The 22,447-nt window shown below is 60.9% G+C and carries 30 protein-coding genes and 1 tRNA gene; 13 read left to right on the top strand and 18 right to left on the bottom strand.

Annotated elements, in window-relative coordinates; translation table 11 throughout:
• Positions 1-20: 20 nt before the first annotated feature.
• A complete protein-coding gene (locus Q0799_RS08055) occupies positions 21-713 on the bottom strand; it encodes a Bax inhibitor-1/YccA family protein (RefSeq protein WP_298396812.1) in 693 nt (230 codons plus the stop codon).
• Between the two features lie 110 nt (positions 714-823).
• Between Q0799_RS08055 and Q0799_RS08050 the strand changes: the two genes are divergently transcribed.
• Together Q0799_RS08050 and Q0799_RS08045 are read left to right on the top strand one after the other, a co-directional pair.
• On the top strand, positions 824-1,006 hold the full coding sequence (locus Q0799_RS08050) for a hypothetical protein (protein ID WP_298396811.1): 183 nt from the start codon (positions 824-826) through the stop codon (positions 1,004-1,006).
• Positions 984-1,074, top strand: a tRNA-Ser gene (locus tag Q0799_RS08045). Before Q0799_RS08050 ends, Q0799_RS08045 begins: the two co-directional genes overlap by 23 nt.
• A gap of 49 nt (positions 1,075-1,123) precedes the next feature.
• On the opposite strand, the gene Q0799_RS08040 is transcribed toward Q0799_RS08045, so the two are convergent.
• The 17 genes from Q0799_RS08040 to Q0799_RS07960 form a co-directional block, all read right to left on the bottom strand.
• The gene (locus tag Q0799_RS08040; RefSeq protein WP_298396809.1) at positions 1,124-2,161 is read right to left on the bottom strand and encodes a tyrosine-type recombinase/integrase; all 1,038 of its coding nucleotides are present in this window, start codon (positions 2,159-2,161) and stop codon (positions 1,124-1,126) included.
• A 68-nt stretch (positions 2,162-2,229) separates the two neighbouring features.
• Entirely contained in the window at positions 2,230-2,481 is a 252-nt protein-coding gene (locus tag Q0799_RS08035) for a DUF4224 domain-containing protein (RefSeq protein WP_281982080.1), read from the bottom strand.
• A 113-nt stretch (positions 2,482-2,594) separates the two neighbouring features.
• Entirely contained in the window at positions 2,595-3,578 is a 984-nt protein-coding gene (locus Q0799_RS08030) for a hypothetical protein (protein WP_298396804.1), read from the bottom strand.
• Positions 3,575-5,122, bottom strand: a complete 1,548-nt coding sequence (locus Q0799_RS08025; protein WP_298396801.1) for a DNA cytosine methyltransferase — start codon at positions 5,120-5,122, stop codon at positions 3,575-3,577. The genes Q0799_RS08030 and Q0799_RS08025 overlap by 4 nt, the downstream gene beginning before the upstream one ends.
• Entirely contained in the window at positions 5,119-5,586 is a 468-nt protein-coding gene (locus Q0799_RS08020) for a hypothetical protein (protein WP_298396798.1), read from the bottom strand. The genes Q0799_RS08025 and Q0799_RS08020 overlap by 4 nt, the downstream gene beginning before the upstream one ends.
• Positions 5,576-5,875, bottom strand: coding sequence for a hypothetical protein (locus Q0799_RS08015; RefSeq protein WP_281982072.1), 300 nt, complete (start codon positions 5,873-5,875; stop codon positions 5,576-5,578). The genes Q0799_RS08020 and Q0799_RS08015 overlap by 11 nt, the downstream gene beginning before the upstream one ends.
• A gap of 10 nt (positions 5,876-5,885) precedes the next feature.
• The gene (locus Q0799_RS08010; protein WP_298396793.1) at positions 5,886-6,323 is read right to left on the bottom strand and encodes a single-stranded DNA-binding protein; all 438 of its coding nucleotides are present in this window, start codon (positions 6,321-6,323) and stop codon (positions 5,886-5,888) included.
• Complete coding sequence (locus Q0799_RS08005; protein ID WP_298396790.1) at positions 6,320-6,577, bottom strand: hypothetical protein; 258 nt, start codon at positions 6,575-6,577, stop codon at positions 6,320-6,322. The genes Q0799_RS08010 and Q0799_RS08005 overlap by 4 nt, the downstream gene beginning before the upstream one ends.
• Entirely contained in the window at positions 6,574-7,128 is a 555-nt protein-coding gene (locus tag Q0799_RS08000; RefSeq protein ID WP_298396787.1) for a 3'-5' exonuclease, read from the bottom strand. Before Q0799_RS08000 ends, Q0799_RS08005 begins: the two co-directional genes overlap by 4 nt.
• A gap of 11 nt (positions 7,129-7,139) precedes the next feature.
• Positions 7,140-7,415 carry a DUF6378 domain-containing protein gene (locus tag Q0799_RS07995; protein ID WP_281982066.1) on the bottom strand — a complete coding sequence of 92 codons (276 nt, stop codon included), beginning with the start codon at positions 7,413-7,415 and terminating at the stop codon, positions 7,140-7,142.
• Positions 7,412-7,603 carry a hypothetical protein gene (locus tag Q0799_RS07990; RefSeq protein ID WP_298396783.1) on the bottom strand — a complete coding sequence of 64 codons (192 nt, stop codon included), beginning with the start codon at positions 7,601-7,603 and terminating at the stop codon, positions 7,412-7,414. The genes Q0799_RS07995 and Q0799_RS07990 overlap by 4 nt, the downstream gene beginning before the upstream one ends.
• A gap of 44 nt (positions 7,604-7,647) precedes the next feature.
• Positions 7,648-8,508: a DUF2303 family protein gene (locus Q0799_RS07985; protein ID WP_298396780.1), complete on the bottom strand. Its 861-nt coding sequence runs from the start codon at positions 8,506-8,508 to the stop codon at positions 7,648-7,650.
• A 9-nt stretch (positions 8,509-8,517) separates the two neighbouring features.
• Complete coding sequence (locus tag Q0799_RS07980) at positions 8,518-8,862, bottom strand: hypothetical protein (RefSeq protein WP_298396777.1); 345 nt, start codon at positions 8,860-8,862, stop codon at positions 8,518-8,520.
• Between the two features lie 53 nt (positions 8,863-8,915).
• Complete coding sequence (locus tag Q0799_RS07975; RefSeq protein WP_298396774.1) at positions 8,916-9,104, bottom strand: hypothetical protein; 189 nt, start codon at positions 9,102-9,104, stop codon at positions 8,916-8,918.
• Positions 9,104-9,532, bottom strand: a complete 429-nt coding sequence (locus tag Q0799_RS07970; RefSeq protein WP_298396771.1) for a hypothetical protein — start codon at positions 9,530-9,532, stop codon at positions 9,104-9,106. Before Q0799_RS07970 ends, Q0799_RS07975 begins: the two co-directional genes overlap by 1 nt.
• A gap of 595 nt (positions 9,533-10,127) precedes the next feature.
• A complete protein-coding gene (locus Q0799_RS07965; protein WP_298396768.1) occupies positions 10,128-10,724 on the bottom strand; it encodes a BRCT domain-containing protein in 597 nt (198 codons plus the stop codon).
• A 22-nt stretch (positions 10,725-10,746) separates the two neighbouring features.
• Positions 10,747-11,250, bottom strand: coding sequence for a helix-turn-helix transcriptional regulator (locus tag Q0799_RS07960; protein ID WP_298396765.1), 504 nt, complete (start codon positions 11,248-11,250; stop codon positions 10,747-10,749).
• On the opposite strand from Q0799_RS07960, the gene Q0799_RS07955 reads away from it, so the two are divergent.
• From Q0799_RS07955 to Q0799_RS07905, 11 genes are all read left to right on the top strand, one after another.
• Positions 11,249-11,629: a hypothetical protein gene (locus tag Q0799_RS07955; RefSeq protein WP_298396762.1), complete on the top strand. Its 381-nt coding sequence runs from the start codon at positions 11,249-11,251 to the stop codon at positions 11,627-11,629. The two genes, Q0799_RS07960 and Q0799_RS07955, sit on opposite strands and share 2 nt — an antisense overlap.
• 187 nt (positions 11,630-11,816) lie before the next feature.
• Entirely contained in the window at positions 11,817-12,290 is a 474-nt protein-coding gene (locus Q0799_RS07950; protein ID WP_298396759.1) for a phage regulatory CII family protein, read from the top strand.
• Positions 12,291-12,312: 22 nt separating this feature from the next.
• Entirely contained in the window at positions 12,313-14,703 is a 2,391-nt protein-coding gene (locus Q0799_RS07945) for a VapE domain-containing protein (protein WP_298396756.1), read from the top strand.
• 384 nt (positions 14,704-15,087) lie between these two features.
• Positions 15,088-15,369 carry a hypothetical protein gene (locus Q0799_RS07940; RefSeq protein WP_298396753.1) on the top strand — a complete coding sequence of 94 codons (282 nt, stop codon included), beginning with the start codon at positions 15,088-15,090 and terminating at the stop codon, positions 15,367-15,369.
• Positions 15,341-15,787, top strand: a complete 447-nt coding sequence (locus tag Q0799_RS07935) for a hypothetical protein (protein ID WP_298396750.1) — start codon at positions 15,341-15,343, stop codon at positions 15,785-15,787. The genes Q0799_RS07940 and Q0799_RS07935 overlap by 29 nt, the downstream gene beginning before the upstream one ends.
• Before the next feature lie 66 nt (positions 15,788-15,853).
• Positions 15,854-17,143: a site-specific DNA-methyltransferase gene (locus Q0799_RS07930; protein WP_298396747.1), complete on the top strand. Its 1,290-nt coding sequence runs from the start codon at positions 15,854-15,856 to the stop codon at positions 17,141-17,143.
• Positions 17,144-17,151: 8 nt separating this feature from the next.
• Complete coding sequence (locus Q0799_RS07925) at positions 17,152-17,739, top strand: hypothetical protein (RefSeq protein WP_298396744.1); 588 nt, start codon at positions 17,152-17,154, stop codon at positions 17,737-17,739.
• Positions 17,736-19,730 carry a phage terminase large subunit family protein gene (locus tag Q0799_RS07920; protein WP_298396741.1) on the top strand — a complete coding sequence of 665 codons (1,995 nt, stop codon included), beginning with the start codon at positions 17,736-17,738 and terminating at the stop codon, positions 19,728-19,730. Before Q0799_RS07925 ends, Q0799_RS07920 begins: the two co-directional genes overlap by 4 nt.
• Positions 19,731-19,782: 52 nt before the next feature.
• Positions 19,783-19,992 carry a hypothetical protein gene (locus Q0799_RS07915; protein WP_298396738.1) on the top strand — a complete coding sequence of 70 codons (210 nt, stop codon included), beginning with the start codon at positions 19,783-19,785 and terminating at the stop codon, positions 19,990-19,992.
• The gene (locus Q0799_RS07910) at positions 19,992-21,410 is read left to right on the top strand and encodes a phage portal protein (protein ID WP_298396735.1); all 1,419 of its coding nucleotides are present in this window, start codon (positions 19,992-19,994) and stop codon (positions 21,408-21,410) included. Before Q0799_RS07915 ends, Q0799_RS07910 begins: the two co-directional genes overlap by 1 nt.
• A gap of 34 nt (positions 21,411-21,444) precedes the next feature.
• Positions 21,445-22,446: a head maturation protease, ClpP-related gene (locus Q0799_RS07905; protein ID WP_298396733.1), complete on the top strand. Its 1,002-nt coding sequence runs from the start codon at positions 21,445-21,447 to the stop codon at positions 22,444-22,446.
• Position 22,447 lies beyond the last annotated feature (1 nt).

The raw sequence follows: 22,447 nt of genomic DNA, 5'->3' as shown, positions 1-22,447 counted from the left end.
CCATGATCGTCGAAGCGCTTTTATTCGCGTTCGCCGGTCAGCGCCATGATCAGTTGCAGCAGGCCGACGAAGACGTTGTAAACGTTCAGGTAAACCGCCAGGGTGGCGCTGACGTAATTGGTCTCTCCGCCCTGCACGATACGGCTGATGTCGTACAGGATGTAGGCCGAGAAGATGCCGACGACAGCCGCCGAAATGGCCAGCGACAAAGCCGGGATCTGGAAGAAGATGTTGGCGACGATGGCCAGCAGGACCAGGATCACGCCGGCGAACAGGAACTTGCCCATGCCGGTGAAATCGCGCTTGCTGGTGGCGGCGATCGAGGACAGGGTGAAGAAGATGGCACCGGTGCCGCCAGCGGCCAGCGCGATCATCGATCCGCCATTCGAGAAGCCCAGGGCGAACTGCAGGATACGCGACAGCATCAGGCCCATGAAGAAGGTGAAGCCGAGCAGCAGTGCGACGCCGAGACCGGAATCCTTGTTCTTCTCGATGCCCCACATGAAGCCGAAAGCAATGGCCATGAACAGCACGAAGGAAATCAGCGGGCTGCCGGCGAAGAAGGAAAAGCCCATCTGGATGCCGACCAGGGCGCCGAGGACGGTCGGTACCATCGACAGGCCGAGCAGCATGTAGGTATTGCGCAGGACACGGTTCTGCGGTGCGGCGAAACTGCCACTACCTTGGCGGGCGATTTCAAAATTGGTGGTCATGGTTCGAAGCCTCACATCAGTCTGGTTTCAACGAAGGCTAAGACTAGCGGAGAGGCGCGCAAGTTTCAAACCCTGATTGCCGGTGAGGTGCCGCGAAGGCCTGTGATATCATGCGCGCCTTCTGCGGGTCTGTGGCAGAGCGGTTGAATGCACCGGTCTTGAAAGCCGTTGCAACGCTTCGCAAACCATTGAATTTATTTGATTTTATTTTAGAATCTCCGCAACTTGCGGAAATCATTTCCGCAACCCAGGCGGAAATTGCAGGAAAAAGGAAGCGTGGCCGAGCGGTTTAAGGCAGTGCTCTTGAAAAGCACCGAGGGCTTATACCCCTCCGTGAGTTCGAATCTCACCGCTTCCGCCAGAAAGCAAACGGCCCCAGATCGGGGCCGTTTTCACATCGATCAGCAAAATCATCGCGTGGGCAAAACAGTCTCACCGATCCTGCGATAGACCGTCTCGGTAATCTGCTTGTCGGTATGGCCGAGCAATTTACTGGCATGGGCGAGGTCTGTCTCGCTGGCGGCCTTTGGGCGAATGTCTCGGAACTGGAATGCGCGGATTCGCTTTGCAAGCTCCAGGTTTCCCGCCGCCTCTGCGGCCTTTGCGGCGTCCGCTCGCGCATCGTCAAACCGGGTGCGCAGCGTCCATTGATTAAGGGCAACACCGGCCGGCGTCGCGATAAAGTAGAGGCTGGCGACCTTGCGCGGTCTGGCTCTTATCCTGTCCAGCAATTGCCCGAGCTTTGTGCGGGCGCCGCTGGCGTCGTCGAGCAGAATGCGGAGCTTCTTCTTCGTCTTGTTTTGCTTCAACTCGAGCGCGCCGTCCTTGATGTCTGTGAGCTTCATCTTCAGAACGTCCGCCGGCCTTTGCCCGGTCAGATAGTTGAGGTCCATGGCGTCCTGAAGCTCAACGCATGCCGCGCCATAGACGGCATTCCAGACGGGCGCGTCGGCGTAGAAGTCGCGCGGCGTTTCCTTGTTCTTCCGGACGCCGTGGACCGGGTTTTCCTTGGCGGTATATCCCCATTCCCTGGCCATGTTCCAGACATGGGAAAGCAGCGTGATTTCCCGGTTCGCCCGGACGGGCGCCGGCTTGCCTTCCGATCCTTTGAGCTTCGATTTTCTGCTGTCCCGGTATTGGGCGATGATCTGCGGCGTAATCGAGTCGATTGGGGCAGAATCAAACACCGACCGCAAGAATTTCAGGCAGCCAAGGTTGTCCCGCTGCGTCTTCGGCGCCTTCGTTGGAATGACGTCGCGCTCGTACCTGTCGAAGACGATCCGCATCACCCCAGTCTCTGCAGGCGCGGGCTTGCACTCAAGCTCGGCCCACCTTCGCTTCGCTTCGTTGATGTCGGTACCGAGCGGGATTTCGACGCGCTTTCCGTTTTCGTCACGGCCGTTGTAGTAGAACCCCTCCCAGACCTTTCCACTGACAAGACGCTTCATCCGGCGGAGCATTCTCGGCGGAAGGTCTCTGGCTGTGGATTTTGGGCGCATCGGCACAGCTTACCCCTTCACCGAATGCCAGAAAAGTCAGGAACCCAGCCGGTCGCCGGAGCCAACGTCGCCGGGGTAATTCCGGCCAGCTTGAGCCTGGCGTACAGGCGGCCGACAACCGGCTCGCCGGCCCGTGTTTTGTGGAATGTCCAGCCATTACAGGAAAGCCATTCAATCTGGTCGCTTTTCCGGCCACATCCTGTTATCTGGCCAATCTCGTCCGAAGTCAGCATTTCGCTGTCAATCGGCATTTCAAATATGGCGCTCATGTTTTACCCCACTTAACGGTGACGCTGGCGCTGCGCGCCGGTCGCCACAGAAACAAACCGGGCGGCCCGCTTGGCGGGCCTGCCCGATTACATGACACAGGTCACATGACCCATTACACCTTTGCGAGGCGGCCGCCGACGTTCGAGTTCGAAGCCGACGCGGCGTAGAGGACGTGGAGATAGAACAGGCCGGCGGCCTCGCCGTTGCCCCAACAGCCACCGTGGTACGCGACAGCGTTTTCCCAGGCCCAGAAGTAGTTGCCAAAGGCTGAATCGTCACGGTCTTCACGGGTCTTCTTCGCCACGAACACGGCGCCCATGTCGAAGCCTTCGCCATGCTTGCGGGCGCGGCGATGGAACCAGCCACTTGCAGGCGCCATAACTCCGGTGGAGACATAGGACTTGCCGCCCTCGGCGTCCCAGATGCGGTAGCGACGCTCTTCATCCGTCTGAAGGCCATCGACCATCTGCCATACGTTGCCCCAGAGGCCGACAATGCCGCGCCAGGTAGCTTGCGCGACGACCTCATCATCAACCAGGCGGGCACCGTTGCCATTAACGTAGCCATCGCCAAGGATTGACTTGGCGTCCGGCGTTCCCAGTTCGATCAGGGCGAGCATCTGAATGGCGCCAAGGTGATAGATGCTCCACAACTGGAAGCCGTCGAACTCGCCGTTGCGAGCCTCCGCCGCCTTCTGCATGGCCGGGAAGTTGATTCGCGTCAGCGGCATCTGGCCCTGCTGCGAACCCAGCTTATCGCCGTCCGGCGTGCCCTGGTACTTGCCGACATAGAACGCCTTCAGTTGCAGTGCGTTGCGCATAAAGGCCGGGTGAGCGCTGAATCCCTCGTCGTGCTCGTCGCTGATCCAGACGGCTTTCTTGCCGATGTGCTCGCCGGCCTCGATGACGCCGGAGCGGTAGTAGAAGGTCGGCACGCGAACCATGTGCTGGCCGTCGATGATTTCGTCCTGAATGCCGGCATAGGCCGGGTGCTCGTCGAAGTAGCCGGGCGCCACGTCGATGCTGTTGCCGGCTTCGTCGATACGCTGCCAGGTAGTGTTTTTCTTGCCGAAGATGATGCCGATGATCTTGCTCATGCTGTTTTCTCCATAAATGCCGCCTCGTGGCGGAAATTTGTTTCAACCAGGGCGCGAGACAATGGCGGGCATACGCTGTTGCCAACCATGCGCACCTGGGCGGTTTTCGTGAGGCTCAATCCCTGCTCTGGGCTGTCGCCGATGATGTAGTTGTCCGGGAACCCTTGGCACCGATACAACTCACGCGGCGAAAGCATGCGCATTCCAACGTCGGCGATGGCGTAGTCCTCTCCATGCACCGTCACCAGCCCGAATCGGTCTTTCGTGGTGATCGTGTGCAGCGGTTCGCGCAGGTTCGGGTCTTGGTCGGTGCCGTAATACTTGACCAAGAAGGCTCGCACTTCCGCAAAGTGGGTGCCGCCTGCGCTGATCGTGCGCAAAGGCTCGTCGGCGGGCTGTCCGATGTTGTCACCACGCAGCTTCACGAGGTTGCTGGTAACAAGACTGTGATGGTCTGCCGCCGTGATGGTGTGAAGCGGGTCGGTCATCGGCGAGCCAACGACGCCCGTGTAGTGTTTTGCAAGGAAGGCAGACACCAGGGCGAAATGCCCACCTTTGACCTGGGCGCATTGCGTGCGCAGCGGTTCATCAACGTCGAAAACGCGCTGACTCGATCCATTAGCATGCTCAGTGAGGAATGGCTGAACAACAGCAAACCCCGGCGCTGCCGTGATCGTCTGCAACGGTTCGTTGATTCCTTGACCACGGAAGCATTCGTAATAACTGGCTGTGTGGTTCGGCTTGACGATGAATGGCTCGGCGGAACCAACGACATAACGCATGATGCCCTTGGCAATGCGCCGGCAAGTCGCCTCGGCCAGCGGGCGGGCGCGCTCGAAGATCGACGGGCATGGCAAGTCCCAATCAATGCACTCGGCAGCCGTGCGCCATGGCAGCAGCTTGCCGCGCCGCACCGCCTCGCTCGTCGGGTTGCCGTGCGTGGCTTCTGGCCAGCGGATAGGCAGGCCGTCACGGCGGGCGATCAGGAACAAACGCTTGCGGATCGTCGGTGCGCCATAGTCGCAGGCGCGAAGCTCGCGCCAATCGACGGCATAACCTTGACGCTTAAGGGCATTCACAAACGCGGCAAATGTCTTACCCTTGCGCTGCGGGCACGGCCTGCCGTCTTGTCCGAGTGGCCCCCACGTGATGAATTCCTCGACGTTCTCCAGCATGATGACGCGAGGGCGAACGGTTGCAGCCCAGCGCAGCGCCACCCAAGCCAGCCCGCGAATCTTCTTTTCAACCGGCTTCCCGCCCTTGGCCTTCGAGAAGTGCTTGCAGTCAGGCGACAGCCAGACCAAGCCGACAGGCTGGTTGCGTGTAACCTCAACTGGGTTGATGTCCCACACCGATTCGCAGTAGTGGGCGGTGTGCGGGTGATTGGCTGCGTGCATGGCCAGGGCTTCTGGGTCGTGGTTGATGGCCACATCAACCGGACGCCCGAAAGCGGCCTCGATGCCAGTGGAGGCGCCGCCTCCGCCAGCGAAGTTGTCGATGATTAGCTCCCCCGGAAACGGAAGGGCAAGTTGCGGCCTGCTCATGCCGCCTCCCTTATCCCCATGCGATCAAACGCAATGGCGATTTCTTCTGTCTGGGCATGGCTGCGCGTTATTTCGACCGGCAGCCGGATGTATGCATGCCACGTGGCGTCGATGACGGCGCGGGCGCTTGTGACGTCTTCTTCGACCAGCGGAACGCCGTTGGCCAGACGCTTGGCGAGCTTGCGCAGCTGGGCGGTGTCGATGGGCAAGCTGAGGTCGCGGATGATGCGATCCCAGCAGTCTGCCCAGCCGTCAATTGCCGGCGCCAGTTCGCACCACTCGCCGGACCAGTCCTTGAACACCGGCGCGCCGCGCACGGTTTCGATTTCCCCGGTGGCCAGTTGGTCAAACGCTGCGAAGACCGGCTCAAAAACGCGAAGGGCCGAATCGAGGCGGGGCTTGTTGACCACAACCCGATTCCTGGCCGGGTTGTATTGACGGCGCGGCTTGCTGCTACGTGGCATTTGCTGCCTCCATTTTTCCAAACAGATAGGGGCGCAGCACGCGAAGGATCGACTCGGGCGGCGCATTGAATCCAGGCTCTCTTCCGGCAATCTCGTCAAACCAGTCCTCGAACTCCGTTCCATTGACCAGTGCCAGGGCGTACATCATTCGCGCCTGGCTATCGACCGTGCTTTCGCCGGAGAATGACCAGCGCACCACGGCCTGCCATGTCTCCGCCTGAAGCTCGGCCTCTGCGGCCATGTGGCGGAGGCGCTCGACCTCCTGCTTGCTGATTGCGATCAGGCTCACGGCGGCGACCCTAGAATGGAATGTCGTCGTCAAAATCAGAGAATCCGCCGGAAGGCGGTGCTGCGGGTTTAGTTGCTCCCGGCGCGCCAGCCGGTGAAGGGGTAGAAGCGCCCTGCGCAGGCTTTTCTCCCGCAGCGCTGCCAGCGAATTCCAGGCTGGAAATGCGGCCGCGCAGCGTTGTGCCGAGCGTGTTGTCGCGCCGAGTGAATTGCTCGATGCGCACGTCGTCGATGTAGGCGTTGATCTGCTGGCCCTTGGTCAGATAGGGCTGCAGCGACTTGGCGCGGTCGCCGAACAGGCTGGCGTCAACCCACTGGGTGGCGCGCTTGCCTTGCTCGTCTTTCTTCCCGTAGTTGTAGGCAAGGGCAAGGCCGAGAACGGCGGTGCCGTCAGGCAGGTAGCGAAGCTCGGCGTCGCGTCCGAGGCGGCAAAGGCCGGTGAGAATCATTTGGTTTTACTCCTGAAGAATTTGCGGTGGGCGATCATGCTGGCGACGATCCCGAATGGGCCGCCAATGAGGTAAGCCGCCATTTCCGTGGGCGTCGCGCTGGGCGCGAGCTTGAGGACGACGAGGTTTCCCGCGCCGATGGCGAAGCTGGTGATGAATGCGGCCATGTAGTGACCGCCATTGACGTTGAGGCTCTGGGTGCCGAGGCAGAACACCAGGCCGAAGGTCGAAACAAAAAGCGCAAGCTCGGTCATGCTGCAACAGCCTGCATCTGCCCGAATGCAGCCAGGATGGCCTGCAGGCTGGCCGCCTGGTGCTTGGCATCGTCAAGCGCGTTGTGCTTGTCTCCGTCGCGCTCCGGCTCAACGACGCCGGGAATGGTCTTGCGCAGCGTTCTGTGGCAGCGCTCGTTCCAGTAGTGCCATGGCTTCTCGATGCCACAAAGGCGGAATGCCTCGGACAAGATCGGGAAATCGAAGCCGGCGCCATTGGCCCAGACGATCAGGTCTTCCTTCTCGTCGCTCAATGCGTCGCCGATCAGGAAGGCCGACAGCGAGCGCAGCGCGCTTTCCAGAGAGTCGTTGCGCCCACCAGCGGAGGCAGCGGCGCGGGCGGCATCCGGCTGCCCCATCCACCAGATAACCGTCTCGGCGTCCATTTCAAGCCCGGCAGCAACGCTGCTGGCGAGGCTCACGACGCGATAAAAGCTCGGGTTGCGGGATGTACCAACCGGGTCGAATTCAACCGCACCAACGGCCAGGATTGCGGCGCGCGGCCCCTTGCCCATCGTCTCGATGTCGATCATGACGTGGCGCTTCATTGGGCTACCACCACGCACTCGCCGGCCAGCGCCATATAGGCTGCACCGTCGATGTAGTCGTCCATGACGTGGCGGCCAGCCTGGGCGCGGGAGAGCTTCAGGACGGCCATAAAGACCCAGCCTTCGCGCTCGGTCAGCTTGTGGCCGGTCAGCGAGTTGAATGTGGCCACGGCGCGGGCCATGCTGCGCTCGCCATCGGCCGCGTCGCGCTGGCTTGCACGCTCTCCGATGGCGTCTGCGGCGGCGATCAGGATTTCAGGCGCCTCCATCATGCCTCCCAGCGCCGAACCATGCCGATGGGCAGCGTGCTGGTGTAGTTCATGCGCAGCGAGACTTCCTTGCGGGCGAGTTCTTCGAGGCGCTTTTTGACATCTGCCTCGGCGGATTCAGCCAAGGCGATCTCGATGTTGATCATGCGGATGCGCGTCCGGATCAGGGCGCGCTTGATTGCGTTGATCATGTTTTTTCTCCTGGTGAGGCCCGGCCGAAGCCGGGCCGGGTTGATCACTGCGAGAACGGTTCGCCGAAGAAGAATGGGTTGCCGGTCTTTTCGCGGATTTGGCCGATCAGCGTCTGCGTTGCCGCTTCGAGCACCTTGTCCTGGCGAATCAACTCGAACCAGAAGGTCAGCTTGCCGTCGCGCACGCGGTAGCGCAGCCGGGCGTCGATTCGGTAGGCATCGCCGTTCCAGAAAACCGGGCAGCCGATGGAGAAGCGGTCGAAGACCTGCATTTTTTGCAGCGTCTGGGCGTCGTCGTCCTGCACGAAGCTCATCTGCACCCCGCCGTTTTGCAGGCGGATCGCGCTCTTGAAGCGCATGTCCTGGTTGGCCTCGAAGGTGAGCGCCATTTCCAGCATCTGGGAGCCGGTCGGCTGACCTTCAACGCTGGCGATGTCCTTGAGGTTGTCCTCGATGAAGGACGCGAACTCGGCCTGCGAAAAACCCTGCTTGTGCTTGCCCGTCCAGCGGTTCCATTCCTCCGAGAATTCCGGCGTGAAGGTAGCGCGATGGTCGCGCCAGGCGGGCTTGCTTTCATCCTCGCCGTGGTCGTTGAGGATGCCGAGGAAATTCACCTTGCCGGCCAGGTAGTCAGCCACGCACCAGAGAGTGCTATCGACCAGCGAGCCGTGACGCTTGATGTACTCGATGAAGCTCCCGGCGTCGTGCAGGCGCACCTTGGCGATCTTGCGGCGCGGCGCAGCGAGCAGTTTGGCGTCGTCGTCCTTCTCTTCCAGCTTCCAGCCCGGCGGCAGGGCGACGCGCTTGATATTGCCGCCCGGCTCGCTGATGATCTCGACGGGCGCCTTCATTTCCCGCGCCAGCGTTTCGGCGAGGTTTTGAGTTTCGGTGGATTGCAGTTCCATGGTCTGTCCTTATGCGGTTTTGAGGTTGGCAACCGGGGTGTCGCTCGCGCCGGAAACACTCTTCAGGTCGAGCTTTTGCTGGTGCGGATCGTCTGCAACGAGGTTGCCTTCCGGCGTTGCAAACAGCATGGCTTCCATCGGGTCTTCCGCCGGCTTGGTGACCTTCACGGTGCCGGTGATGTGCATCGCGCCGCCGCGCGTGGCCTTTTTGACTTTGATCTTCAGGTCGATGCTGCCGGCCTTGCCAGTGCTGTCGACCGCAGCCACAAGTTCTGCCAGCTTGTCGCTGGCGGTGTCGATGAAGACGCCCCCGCCGATGTGGCGAAGAGTGTCTGTTATGGGACGAATGCTCATTTTCTTCTCCTGAGTTTTGCCCCGGAAAAAGCGCTCCGGCGGCGGTGCGCTTGTTAAATCAGGGCTTCCTGCACCGGCATCGGGCGACCTTCACGCTCGGCGCGCTTCCTGGCCGCGCTCGCGGCGCAGCGGATGGCCGTGCCGATGGCCGGTGTGGTAATGGCACGCTGGAATGTCCAGCCCATGCGCCAAAGGCCGGATCGGCGGAATGCGTCGCGAAGTTCTTGGGTGCTCGGCGCCATCACTCACCCTCCGGCTCGCTGTAGAGCGAGTGCGGCATGGACGCGGGCTGGTTGGCGTTGCCCGATTCGGCCTGGCGAATCGCCGTCTCGTCGGCGCCGATTTTTGCGGTGGCCTTGGCGATTGCGGCGCGGGCGTTCATTGCCGTGATGTCGCCATCGCCGCCGGATGCCCGGCGGTATGCGTCGACAATCTTCAGCGCCTCGCGCAGCGAAGCAAGCAGATCAGGCGCCGCTTCGATCAGGGCGCGATTGGCGGCGCACTCGGCGGTGGTGGCTGCAAGGTCGCTGTCGACAAAGCCGTAAGCGAATGTGTCGACCTCGAGAATGGTGTGGACGGCATGGGCGTCTGGGTTCGGATTCTCAGGCCGCAGGCTGTAGCCATCCCACTTCCATGGGCCTGGGGTGTGCGTTGTCATTGCTTGCGTCATGGCGACCTCCCGTGTTTGCGATGTGCGTAAATTAACCGATGGTTAGTTTTAAGTCAATACCAAAAGTTAGTTTTGTGGTCAGCAGAGAACCATCCGTTCTTTTTATGCGGCGATTGGGCGAAAAAAAACCGCCCGGCGGCGGTTTGGTTGACTAGCTATCGACGCAGGCTACCGCTGCAACTCCCAAGCGAGAAGTCCGGCGCGGCTGCTTCCTTGGCCTATCGCCGTTGATTTCGGAGGGGCTATTCCCGTCTCAAGCCATTTGGCAAGATGCGATGGTTCGATAATATAGCCAGATCGAGAGCCCGGCACTCCAACTACCCCACTGTGAACCTCTATTGATTCCGGCGAGATAATTGCAGCTACTTGGATAAATTCACCATCCCCGAACTGAGACCTGTGAAAAACATCTCCACAATGGAAGTCGTAGGAAGGCGGGGTTGTTAGCGTGTAGCAGGAATGCCTCGCTTGGTTTTTCCCTCCGTATTCGCGCAGGACAACACCGAGAGCGCCATAGTGGCACTCTTTGACCTTGAATACCCAGCGCTCGAAGTGCGCTGGGGCGTTATCAATTTTTAAGACTTTCGCCTTCATTCTATTCGGACTGGGTTGAGTCAAGGGCGGCCGTCCATTGGTCTTCGCGGACAATTTTTAACGCCCCTCGCTTTTGTAGCGTTGCGGCGCGCTCTATCTTCAGACCAAAACTTCCGTGCTTCCAATCGGGATTAGGGCGGCCCCCAACGACAAGATAATCAAGCGAGGAAGTTACCCGACCAACACACCTCCCGCCCCTTTTTACAACAGCCTCCTCGCATGCCTTGCGGAGACCAAAGAAGAACTCTCCCGTAAAGCAAAAAGACGATCTAGCGATCTTGATTTCGTGATTTCCAAACACATCGGGAAATGCGGGAGCCTCTGGTGATGGCGCGCCAGTTTCGGAGAAATAATTCCCAGTTATCGACTGTATGGTTTTAAGCAAGTCATCTCGCTCACCATCCGTAATAACCCCGTCGTTCAGGATCACCCTGATCCGCGTTGATAGCACATTGCCCGGCCATGCAGATGCAAGCCGACTATTTTCCGTGAGCCACGTCTGCAAGTAGTGAATTTCGGCGTCATTGACTTTTCCGTCAGCAGAAATCCCTGAGCAAATACCGATCAGCATCTGAAGCGAGTTTTGGTTGATGTTCATAATCGACCGTTGAAATAAATGGTCATTGGCCGCCGCTGGCCCGCTTACCAGGCGAATTCGCGGCATCACCATCGTTGTCTTGCGCTGGTGGCGCAAATAGATCAGCCATCTGAGCAATCTTGTATTGCTGCTCAGGCTCCATTGCCATCATTACCTCGGCAACATGGGCAATCGCCCTGGTTGGATACATCTCACCTGGGCGCCTCGCCCCGTTGCCGGTCATCAGCCATTCAAAGTTCACCCCGGCCCACTTAGCAATCTCGATGCATTTGTCTATTGCCGGGTAGGTATCTCCCTGCAGCCATTTCCTAGCGCCATTTGGCGTGACGTGAAACTTTGTCGCAAGCGCGACCTGCCTGCCCTTATAGGCTGGCGGGATTTCGTCGGGTTTTTCATCGCACAACTCATTGAGCCGGCGAGCAAATGCTGCGCGCTCTGGGTTTTCCATAGCTTCGATGATGCACCGATGGTTAAGAACTTTCAGTATTGACAAAGAACTAACTTTTGGTTGAAAATCGGAAATCATGAGCACACCTCTTCAACAAGCCATCGAAATCATTGGCGTTAAAAAACCAACGCGCGGCATCGCTATCGTTGCCGACCGCTGCGGAGTTTCCTATCAAGCAGCCCGTAAGTGGTTCAACGCAGGCCGCCTACCTCGTACCGAATGGACCGGAGAGACTCGCTACGCAGAAATCATCGAGGCCGCTACCGATGGCCAGATCACGCGCCAGCAACTTCTTTCCACACCGGCCCGGAGTGAATCGGCAACCCCGCCGGGAACGGTCGTGATTCCAGTCGTGACGCCGGAGCGCCGGGCCGAAGAACGCCGAGACCATGAACGGCGCGACGACGAACGACGCGATGCGGAACGTCGCGGCTCAAGGGGGCGCGCTTCAAAGTGATCGTTTCCTCCATCCATCTTCAAATCTCCCATTCCAGAAACCTCCCTGCCCGCACTGGCAGACTGCGGGCAAAAGCCGTCTGCCGCTCTACATGGCCCGTCCGGAGCATTCGTTCCGGGCGGGCTTTCTTTTACGGGTTCAGGTTATTCAGGTCGGGATGCTTCACCAACGTTCTCAGGGAGAAATCATGAACATACTGGACGCGGCCCATCGCATCGGGCACGAGTACCCAGGCGGCGCAGGCGTGTTGGCTGATCGCCTCGGCATCAATCGGGTGGTTTTCAATAGCCGACTGAATCCGAACCTGCCGTCGCATCATTTGAGCTTGCTCGACTCGCTGCGTATGCAGCAGCTTGCCGGGCGGCAGGACGTCCTCCATGCGATGGCATCGGAGCTTGGCTTCGTTTGCATTCCGGCCGGCGCCTATGGCGGCGTTTCGGACGCGGCGCTGCTGGATTTGTTCTCGACGATGATCCAGCGCCTGGGTGATTTTTCACGGGCATTCCACGAGGCACTATCAGACGGCCGGGTGACCGAGAAAGAGTTCGAGGCGATCCGCACGGAGTTCTATTCCTTGCAGGCGGCGGGCGCGGAGTTGTTGAGCCGCGTGGAGTCGCTCACCGAGAAGCGGCCGACCAGCAACGCGACATCCTCCAAGTAGCACGGGAATGACAGGGGGGGGGATGGGCCGCATCGATTTTTCCGCTATTAACGCGGCGGCGCTTCAATGCTTTGATTCGCTGCTGCGCGAGTGGCTGCCGGATGGCCACAAGGATGGTCCGGAATACAAGTCACTGAATCCAACTCGGGCAGATAGCCGCGCCGGGTCTTTTTCAATCAATGTGGTCAAGGGCGTCTGGCAGGATTTCGCCACGGACGACAAGGGCTCCGACCCCGTGTCGCTCTACGCCTATCTTTTCCACGGCAACGACCAGGGCGCCGCCGCCAAGGAACTGGGGGATCGCCTCGGCGTTCGCTCGCCAGGCGCCGCAGCACCCGCACGAAGCGCCAGCGCCCAGCCAGCGCCATCGGCACCCGCCAAGGGCCAGCGTTCGCCATGGCAGGCGGTGACGCCGCCGGTATCGGCAGACGAGCCGCCCAAGGCGCACGTGAAGCGCGGCATTCCAGAAAAGGTGTGGTGCTATCGCGGCGCAGCCGGCGAGGCGCTCGGGTTCATCTATCGCTTCCGCACATCGGACGGCGGCAAAGAAGTGCGGCCGGTGTCATGGTGCCGAAATACGGACACGGGCGCGGAGGAATGGCGCTGGATGGCCTTTGCCGAGCCACGCTGGCTTTACGGGCTGGACCGCTTGGCGGCGCTACCCAATGCCACGGTGCTGGTGACCGAGGGCGAGAAATGCGCGGACGCGGCGGCCGGAGAATTGCCGGAGTTGGCGTGCGTGACATGGCCGGGCGGCAGCAAGGCGGTCGACAATGCGGACTGGACGCACCTGGCCAGCCGCAAGGTCATCATCTGGCCGGACTGCGACGCCCAGACCGACAAGGAAGGCGCGCTGCTGCCCGAGGCCAAGCAACCCGGCATGCTGGCTGCGGAGAAGATCGCGGCGAAGCTGCTGGCCCTTGGCTGCAAGGTGTGGATCGTGAAGATACCCACCCCCGGCGAAAAGCCGTCCGGGTGGGATATTGCCGATGCCATCGATGAAGGCATGACGGGCGATGCGCTGCGCGAGTTTCTGCGTACGGACATTCGCCTGCTTACGCCAGCAGCAGCTTCCGCAGAGGCTGCTCCGGCGGGCGATTCGGAAGGCATTTCTACCCCTCCACCGGCTGGCGCGAGCCGGAAGAAGCACCGGCCTCGGGCCGACTGGGAATCCGGGCTGATTCAGAAGCCGCGCGGCGGCCTTGAGGATTGCCGGGAGAACGTGTTCCTGGTGTTGTCGCGGCATCCCGAGTGGGACGGCGTGATCGGCTACAACGATTTCTCGCAGCGCATCGAGAAGCGCAAGGCGCCACCGTTCGGCGGCAAGCCGGGAGAATGGACAAGCCAGGACGATTACGACCTCGGGCTGTGGCTTGCGCAGAACTGCGACCTGCTTATCAAGGGCGAAGGCACGCTGACCTCCGGCGTGGCCATGACGGCGAACCGGAACAAGTTTCACCCGGTGCGCGACTGGATGAATGCGCTGCCGGCATGGGACAACATCGAGCGCCTGCCGCACTGGCTGATCGAGTGCATGGGCTGCGAGGACAAGACGTTCGTCCGCCTGGCCGGGGAATTCTTCCTGATTGGCATGGTGGCGCGAATCTTTCAGCCTGGATGTGCCATGCAGTACATGCCCATCTTCGAGGGCGCCCAGGGCAAAGGGAAATCGACGGCCTTGCGCATCATTGGTGGCGACTGGTTTGCCGAGACGCCTTTCAAGCTGGGCGACAAGGATGCCTACATGCAACTGAACGGCGCGATCTTGTACGAGGTGTCCGAAATGGACAGCTTCAACAAGGCCGAGACGACGGCGGTCAAGGCGTTCGTGACGATTCAAACAGACCGCTACCGCGAGCCCTATGCGCGACGGCCGGTCGACCGCCCACGCCAGTGTGTTTTCGCCGGCACGACGAACCACGGGGAATACTTTAAGGACACTACCGGCAACCGGCGATTCTGGCCGCTGCGGGTGAAGAACATCGACCTGCAGAAGCTGGCGGAATGGCGCGAGCAGCTATTCGCCGAGGCGCTGCACAAATACCGGGCAGGCAATCGCTGGCACCCGACGCGGGACGAGGAGCGGCTCTATTTCTTCCCGGAGCAGGAGGAGCGCGAGATCGTCGATCCATGGCTCTATCCGCTGCAGGACTGGCTCGACGATCCGGCGCAACGAGCAACCAAGGAATTCACGTCGAAGGACATTCTCGTCGGCGCGTTCGAGGTGGAGTTGAGCAAGGTCGACGGCAACCGTGGCATGGCCACAAGGCTCGGGAACCTCCTGGCTAAGCTCGGGTGGGGTAAGGGCCGCAGGCCCACAGGAAAGCGCGAGTGGGTCTATTTGCGGCCCGCGCCAGCCGCGCCTGCAGGCAATGCAATAAAGGAAGAGGCAGATGACCCGGTTGGCTTCTGATCGCCTCGTGACGTTCGTGAGTTTCGCCCAGGGATCGGCGCGCGGATTCTTCCGCACGTCCGGAAAAGGGCAGCTGCACGAATGCCATAACGGCGACTCGTCCAACCTCGCAATTAGTAGGTTAGACGGCAAGGTTGGACGGCTGGAACCCGCACGGTTAAGCCATCCGTCCAACCGTCCAACCTCGTCCAACCTAACCGCGCACACCCGCGCACGTGAGGCGGGCGCGCTAGCGCGTGTGTCGCCACCATGGCTTTATTTATTCATTCCTGCGGTCTTTGTTTTTTGGTTAGACGAGGTTAGACGGTTAGACGGACTTAGTAATGGTGCGGGTTTTGGCCGTCCAACCTCGCCGTCCAACCTTGTTTTAGCAGGTTGGACGGAATGAATGATGAGCTTATCGACCAACTCCGCACTGACTTCCGGCTGGTTCGCCGTTGGCACATTGAGCAGGGCGAATGGACAGAAGCCGACGCCCAGGAGTTTGTCGAGGCAATACGGCAGGCAATCGCCACCCGGAACGTTGAGCACATCGAAGGCTGGGCGCGAACGATGGCCGATTACGCAAAGCCAATGAGAGAACTGACCGCCCGCATTCGGGCCTTTGAACAGAGGATTAGAGAGGGAAAGGGGAAAGATGATGCAAACGACAAACACGGTTCTTGAGGACATTGCCGCCGAGATTGGATTCGGCGCCACGGTCAGGCTGGCTGCTGTCTATGGCGGATCGACGATCAGGATTCCAACGAAGTGCTCCGATGGCCACCCACTGGTGAAGCTCCTCGGCCATACATGCGTCGGCCGCCTGGCCGCCATGTTCCCATCACCTGAGACGCTCGATGTTCCAAACCTCGCTGAGTTCGAGCGCTGGCGAAAGGTCAAGGCCGTCGCATCGCTGGCCTCGCGCGACGTACCGAAGGCGGACATCGCCACCCTCACAGCCATGAGCCCGCGCCACGTCGGGAACATGCTCAAGCTCGCCGCCGAGGTTGGGCTGGTCGAAGCGAAGCCAGACCGCAAACCGGCCGGGGACCCTGGCACCACCCCGGAGGTACGGGTACTCGGACCCTCGCCTCTCAGCTAGCGTGGGTGTTTTTCGGTAGGTAAACGCTTGATTTTATGAATAACAGTAACGGAAACGGGTAGAAAAATGAGCTTTTCAGCAGACCAAATTGTTGTACGCCGCGTCGAGGAATTGATGCCCTATGCGCGCAATGCGCGGACTCACTCGGACAATCAAGTCGAGCAACTTGCGCAATCGATCCGGGAGTTCGGTTTTACGAACCCGGTCCTCGTTGATGGCGACGGCGGCATCATCGCCGGCTACGGGCGCGTCATGGCCGCTAAAAAGCTCGGCATGGATACCGTCCCCACCATCCGCGTCGATTGGCTCAACGACGCCCAGCGACGCGCCTACATTCTCGCTGACAACAAGCTCGCGCTGAATGCTGGATGGGACGAGTCCATGCTCGCGCAGGAACTCGACGAGTTACGCGTCGACGGGTTCGACCTCGGGATGACCGGGTTCTCCACGCGCGAGATTGACGAACTCCTGGCCAGCCTTGATGGCGAGCACGTCGGCATGACGGAGGATGACGCGGTACCAGAAGTCCAGGCTGAGGCAATCAGCCAGCCCGGCGACATTTGGCACCTTGGCGACCACGTCCTCATGTGCGGAGACTCAACCGATCTCGAGCACGTCAAAACACTGCTCGGCGCCGCCGGCCTGGCCGACATGGTTTTCACCGACCCACCCTACGGCGTCAATTACTCCGGCAAGGGCTCGGTGCATGAATCTCACGTCCGCGCAGCAGCGCTCAAGGGCGCACCGGCAAAAACGCAGCACCGGCCGATTGCAAACGACGCACTCAACGACGAGCAGCAGCTTAATTTCTGGCGCGATGCATTCATCAGCGTCGCGTCTGCGATCAAGCCGGGCGCCGCGTATTACATCTGCTCGCCGCAAGGCGGCCGGATGATGATGATGATGATGCAGGCCATGGCGGAGGCCGGCATTCCGCAGCGCCACGAGATTATCTGGCGGAAAAACACCTTCTCGCTTGGCCGCGCCGATTACCACTACCAGCACGAGCCGATTCTCTACGGATGGAAAGAAGGCGCCGGCCACTCATGGTATGGCGGCCGCGACCAGACATCCGTCTGGGACTTCCCGAAGCCACAGAAATCCGACCTACACCCAACCATGAAGCCGGTCGACCTGATCGAGAAAGCATTGCGCAACTCAAGCAAAGCCGGCGACATGATCCTCGACCTCTTTGGCGGCAGCGGATCGACCATGATTGCCAGCGAAAAGACCAACCGGCTCTGCCGGATGATGGAGCTTGATCGCCACTACTGCGACGTCATTGTTCGTCGCTGGCAGGAATTCACCGGCCGCCGAGCGGTGCATGCGCTGACCTCGCAACCGTTCCCGGCGTGAGGTAGAACATGGCACTCGTCAGCCTCCGGGAGTTCGCCAGGCAGCGCGGCTGGAACCCTGGCTATGCCCACAAGCTCAAATCGCGCGGCGTCCTGGTGATGCGCGACGAAGGCGGCAAGGAACTGGTCGACGTGGAGGCCAGCAATGCCGCCATCGAGGCAGCAAAAGACCCGGCCAAGGGGTACATGGCCGAGGTCAATTCGGCGCAGCGCCAGCGCCACGGGAAGCCCGAGTCGATGGACATTGACCGGGCCGACCCTGTTGGAAATTCCGGCACCGAAAGCCGGCAGTCCGGTACCAGCAGCAACGCCACCTATCACCAGGCAAAGGCCGCCAGCGAGCTTTACCGCGCCAAGCTCTCCCAGCTTGAGTACGAGCAGCGCATCGGAAAAATGGTCCGCACTGACGACGTCAGGACGGCATTGGCCAGCCGGATCACCCAGGTTCGAGATTCGATCCTGCAGGTGCCGGCAAGGCTCGCGCCCGTCATCGCGGCCGAATCGTCGCCATCCAGGGTGCGCGACCTCATGGAAGAGGAACTGCGGCGAACGCTTGAGCAACTGGCCGCGCCGCTTAATTTTGGAGAGTCCGAATGAAACCGGCCGACGCATTCATTCTGGTCGACGGCGTCTTTGCCGAATTCATGCGCCCACCAGAATCATTGACGGTTAGCGAGTGGTCGGACAAGTACCGATTCCTCTCTGGCAAAGCATCGTCAGAGCCAGGCCCATGGCGAACGGAGCGCACGCCCTACCTGCGCGAGATCATGGATTGCCTGTCGGCGCGTTCCGGCATCGAAGAGGTTGTCTTGATGTGCGGCGCCCAGCTTGGCAAGACTGAGTCCGGCAACAACTGGATCGGATACATCATCGACGTCGACCCAGGACCAATCATGGCCGTGCAACCGACCATCGATCTGGCGAAGCGCTACTCGCAGCAGCGCATTGGTCCGCTTCTTTCGCACTCTCCGCGCCTGGTCAAAAAAGCCGCCGAGAACTACTCGCGCGACGACGCCAACACGACGTTCATGAAGGACTTCATTGGCGGCGTCCTGGTGCTGTCTGGCGCCAATTCAGCGAAGAGCCTGCGCTCAATGCCTGTCCGCTACCTATTCATGGATGAAATCGACGCCTATCCGCTCGACGTCGACGGCGAAGGCGATCCGATTGCCCTGGCCGAGCGCCGGACAAGCAACTTCCCGAACCGGAAAATCCTAAAGGTATCAACACCAACGCTACGCGGTTTTTCAAGAATCGAATCAGCCTATCTGGCATCGGATGGCCGCCGGTACCATGTGGCCTGCCCGCATTGCAACGAATACCAGGCGCTTGAATTCGGCGCCGACAAACCCTATGGATTGAAGTGTCGCCAGAATGAAAACGGCCCACTGATCGAAACCACCCACTATCTCTGCCGCCATTGCGGCGCAGAAATCGAAGAACACCACAAGACCGCCATGCTTGCCGGCGGAAAGTGGGTTTCCGCACGCCCCAACGAGGGCAGACCGGCAGGGTTTCACCTTTCCAGCCTGTACTCGCCGCTCGGCTGGGTCACCTGGGCTGAAATAATGAAAGACTGGATCGCTGCCCGCGCCGCCGAAAAAAGCGGCGACGCGACGCGCATCAAGACTTTCACCAACACAGTTCTCGCTGAGACATGGGAAGACCAAGGCGACCGCGTCGCCGAGCACGAACTAACCCGCCGCGTTGAGGATTACGCGCTCGGCACGGCCCCGTTTGGATGCCTCGCCCTGTCTGCCGGCATCGACGTTCAGCCCGACCGATTGCACCTGCTGGTCTGGGGATGGGGACGCGGCGAAGAGGCGTGGCTTATCGACCGCAAAGTCATATCCGGCAGCCCGGAAGAGCAGGCCACATGGGACGCGCTGGACGAAATTCTCCGCGCTCCATTTCAGCACGCTTCCGGCAGCCACCTCATGATCGGCGCCGCCGCCGTCGACTCCGGCGGCCACAACACTCAAGCCGTCTACAACTACGCGAGGGCGCGAATGCATCGCCATGTCCTCGCTATCAAAGGCAGCAGCCAGCCCAACAAGCCGATTCTCGGCAAGCCCTCCGACATCGAGGTCAATCATCGCGGCGTCAAGATCAAGTCCGGCGCAAAGCTCTGGCCAATTGGTACAGATACCGCAAAGGCGCTGATCTATGGCCGGCTCCGCCTCCCGCCTCCGGGCGCCGGGTGCTTCCACTTCCCGGCCGCCGTACCCGGAGAGTTTTTCGAGCAACTCACCGCCGAACGCATGGTCACCAAGTACATCAAAGGCCACCCGCGACACGAATGGGTCAAGCAAGTCGGGCGCCGCAACGAAGACCTGGACTGCACCGTCTACGCCTATGCCGCCGCGCTGTACCTCGGCATCAATCGCTGGCGGCAAGCGGAGTGGGACAAGATCGAGGCAAAGATTCAGCCGCAAGTGCGCGACCTTTTCTCGCAGCAGGCGCAGCCAGCGCCAACGCCACGCGCGGAGCAGATTGAACCGGACCATATCGAGCAACCGCTCGCAATGGTTCCACCGCCCGTAAAACAGCAGGCGAGACGAACCGTTAGAAGCGGATACCTCCGATAGCGGAAATCCCGCCGACAGACCCGGCAGGCCATGCCGTGCCAGCATCGCCGGCATGGCCTATACAGAAACCGACCTTACCGCACTTGAGCGCGCCATCGCCACGGGCGAGCGCATGGTGCAATTTGCCGACCGCCGCGTCGAATATCGCAGCATCGACGAGCTGATCCGCGCTCGCGACGAAGTGCGTCGATCCATTTCTCCGCAGCGCGCCCCACTATCCGGGCGCACCTGGGCAGCCGTCCAGGGCGGAAAGGGGCTGTGATGATCGGCAAGCTGCTCTCCAAGATTCTGCCGCGCGCCTCAACTCATGATGGCGCGTCGACTGGCCGCCGGCTTCGCATGTGGCTGCCTTTTGACTCTGGCCCAAAGCGCGAGCACATCACCTTGCCCATGCTGCGCGCCAGATCGCGCGACGCCTGCCGAAACAACCCCATTGCACGCGCCGCCGTGGAGCGCATGGTGACCGACGTCATCGGCGCCGGAATCAGCCCCAAGCCAGTGATCGAATCCGAGGCGCTGCGCATGCGCCTGATCGACCAATGGGAAGCCTGGTCGGCGGAATGCGACGTTGACGGCCAGACCGACTTTTACGGGCTGCAGGCTCTGGCCATGCGCGCCATGCTGGAATCAGGCGAATGCTTCGCCGTGCTGGATACCAGTAGTGCTGCCGGCATCCCACTGCGCATTCGACTGCTCGAATCAGACCATCTTCCGTTCAAAAACGAAAAGCTGAAAAACGGCAACATCATTGTCGACGGCATCGAGTTCGACGCCAAAGGCCGCCGTGTCGCCTACTGGCTGCATCCGCGCCACCCCGGCGATCCAGTGGCATCATCAACCGCCGACTCAATGAACGAGCCGCGCCGCGTCACTGCCGACCGCGTCATTCATCTGTTCGAGGCCACGCGGCCGGGCCAGATACGCGGCGTGCCGTGGCTGGCCAGCGTCCTGGTCCGCTTGAAGACGCTGGACGAATTCAACGACGCCCAACTCGAGCGTCAGAAGCTGGCCAACCTGTTTGTCGGATTCATTCGCCGGCCGCCACCAGAGCCTGGCGCACAAACCATTGGCCCGGACGGGCAGCCGCTTTCCGACGACGCAGAGCAGCCGCCGCTGGTTTTTGAGCCGGGCATGCTGCAAGAGCTTGGCCCTGGCGAGGACGTCACGTTTTCCGAGCCGCCCGGTACCAGCACTGGCTATCTCGACTTCACCCGCGCACAACTGCGCGATGTGGCGTCGGCGCTGGGCATTCCCTACTCCATTCTCACCGGCGATTTTGACAACGTCAATGATCGCGTCGTCCGAGTGGCGATCAACGAATACAAGCGCCGGGCGATTGCCCTGATCAGAAACGTCCTGGTTCCGAAATTCTGCGCGCCGATCCGCAACGCCTGGTGCGACGCGGCCGTCCTTGGCGGCGCACTGCCGCCAAACAGCCAAGTCAAGGCTACCCGATGGACGCCGCACGGATGGGCCTACTTGCACCCTGTTCAGGACGTCCAGGCCGACGTTCTGGCGATCAACAATAAACTCAAGAGCCGCAGCGAAGCGCTGCTCGAGCGTGGGTACGACGCCGAGTTGATCGACCGCGAGATTGCCAGCGACATGGCCAGGGAGCAGCGGCTCGGCCTGTCTGGAAATCGCGCCGACAGACGCGAACCGACCAATTCGGCAGCATGACCATCACTTACAGCACTTGCTGAGGAATGAAACAATGAAAAAATGGTACTCCATCCAGTCCAGCGCTCAGTCCGGCGCCCCGGCAAAAATCTCGATTCACGACGAGATCGGCGCCTGGGGAGTCACCGCGCGAGACTTCATCCGGGATTTTGACTCACTCCCGCAAGACTCGAACATCGAATTGTCCGTCCACTCTCCTGGCGGCAGCGTCTTTGAAGCGCTGGCGATCTACCACGTGCTCAATCGAGCGAAAGACCGCATCACCGCCCGCGTGGAAGGATTGGCCGCCTCGGCAGCAAGCCTGATCGTAATGGCCGCCAGCCGCATCGAAATGCCCGAGAACGCCTACCTCATGATCCACAATCCGTGGGCTGTGGCCATCGGCGACTCGGAAGCAATGCACGCCATGGCCGACATGCTGGACAAGGTCAAGGGCAGCCTCACCGCAATCTACGTCCGTCGCACCGGGAAATCCGACGAGGAAATCGGCGCGTTGCTGGACTCGGAGACGTGGATGACGGGCGCAGAAGCCGTCGCATCTGGTTTCGCCGACGCCGTCATTGACGCCGCGCCCGTATCCGCGAAGGTGTCCGACGCGGCTCGTGCTCATTTCCTGAAACTCCCACAAGCGCTCTCAGCCCCAGAATCCATGCCGGCAGACGAGGTTGCATCCGCATGCGCAGACGCCGGGTTCGGAAAACTTGCCGCAAGCCTGATCCGCGCCAAAGCGACCTCCGTAGCCGTCACCGCCAGAATTGGCGAAGCGCAAGAAATTGTCGCACTCGCCAAGGCCGCCGGCCGCCCAGGCGACGCCGAGCCGATGATTCTCAACGGCCTATCCGTCGAGGCCGCCAGGGAAAAACTGATTGCCGCACGCGCATCCGGAAACCCCGGCGTCACCGGACAGAACTCGGTGACCAACTCAGGATTCGAGGCGCCAGAAGAGAACCAAGGCGATGGCGATGGCAAGCCGGCCGCCAGCATCAATTTCCGCAGCATTTATTCCGCCCGCCAGGCGGCCAACAAACCCGCCTGAC

The sequence above is a fragment of the uncultured Azonexus sp. genome (assembly GCF_937982035.1).
In the GTDB taxonomy this organism is placed as follows: Bacteria; Pseudomonadota; Gammaproteobacteria; order Burkholderiales; family Rhodocyclaceae; genus Azonexus.
This window is presented reverse-complemented; position numbering and strand designations above follow the sequence as displayed.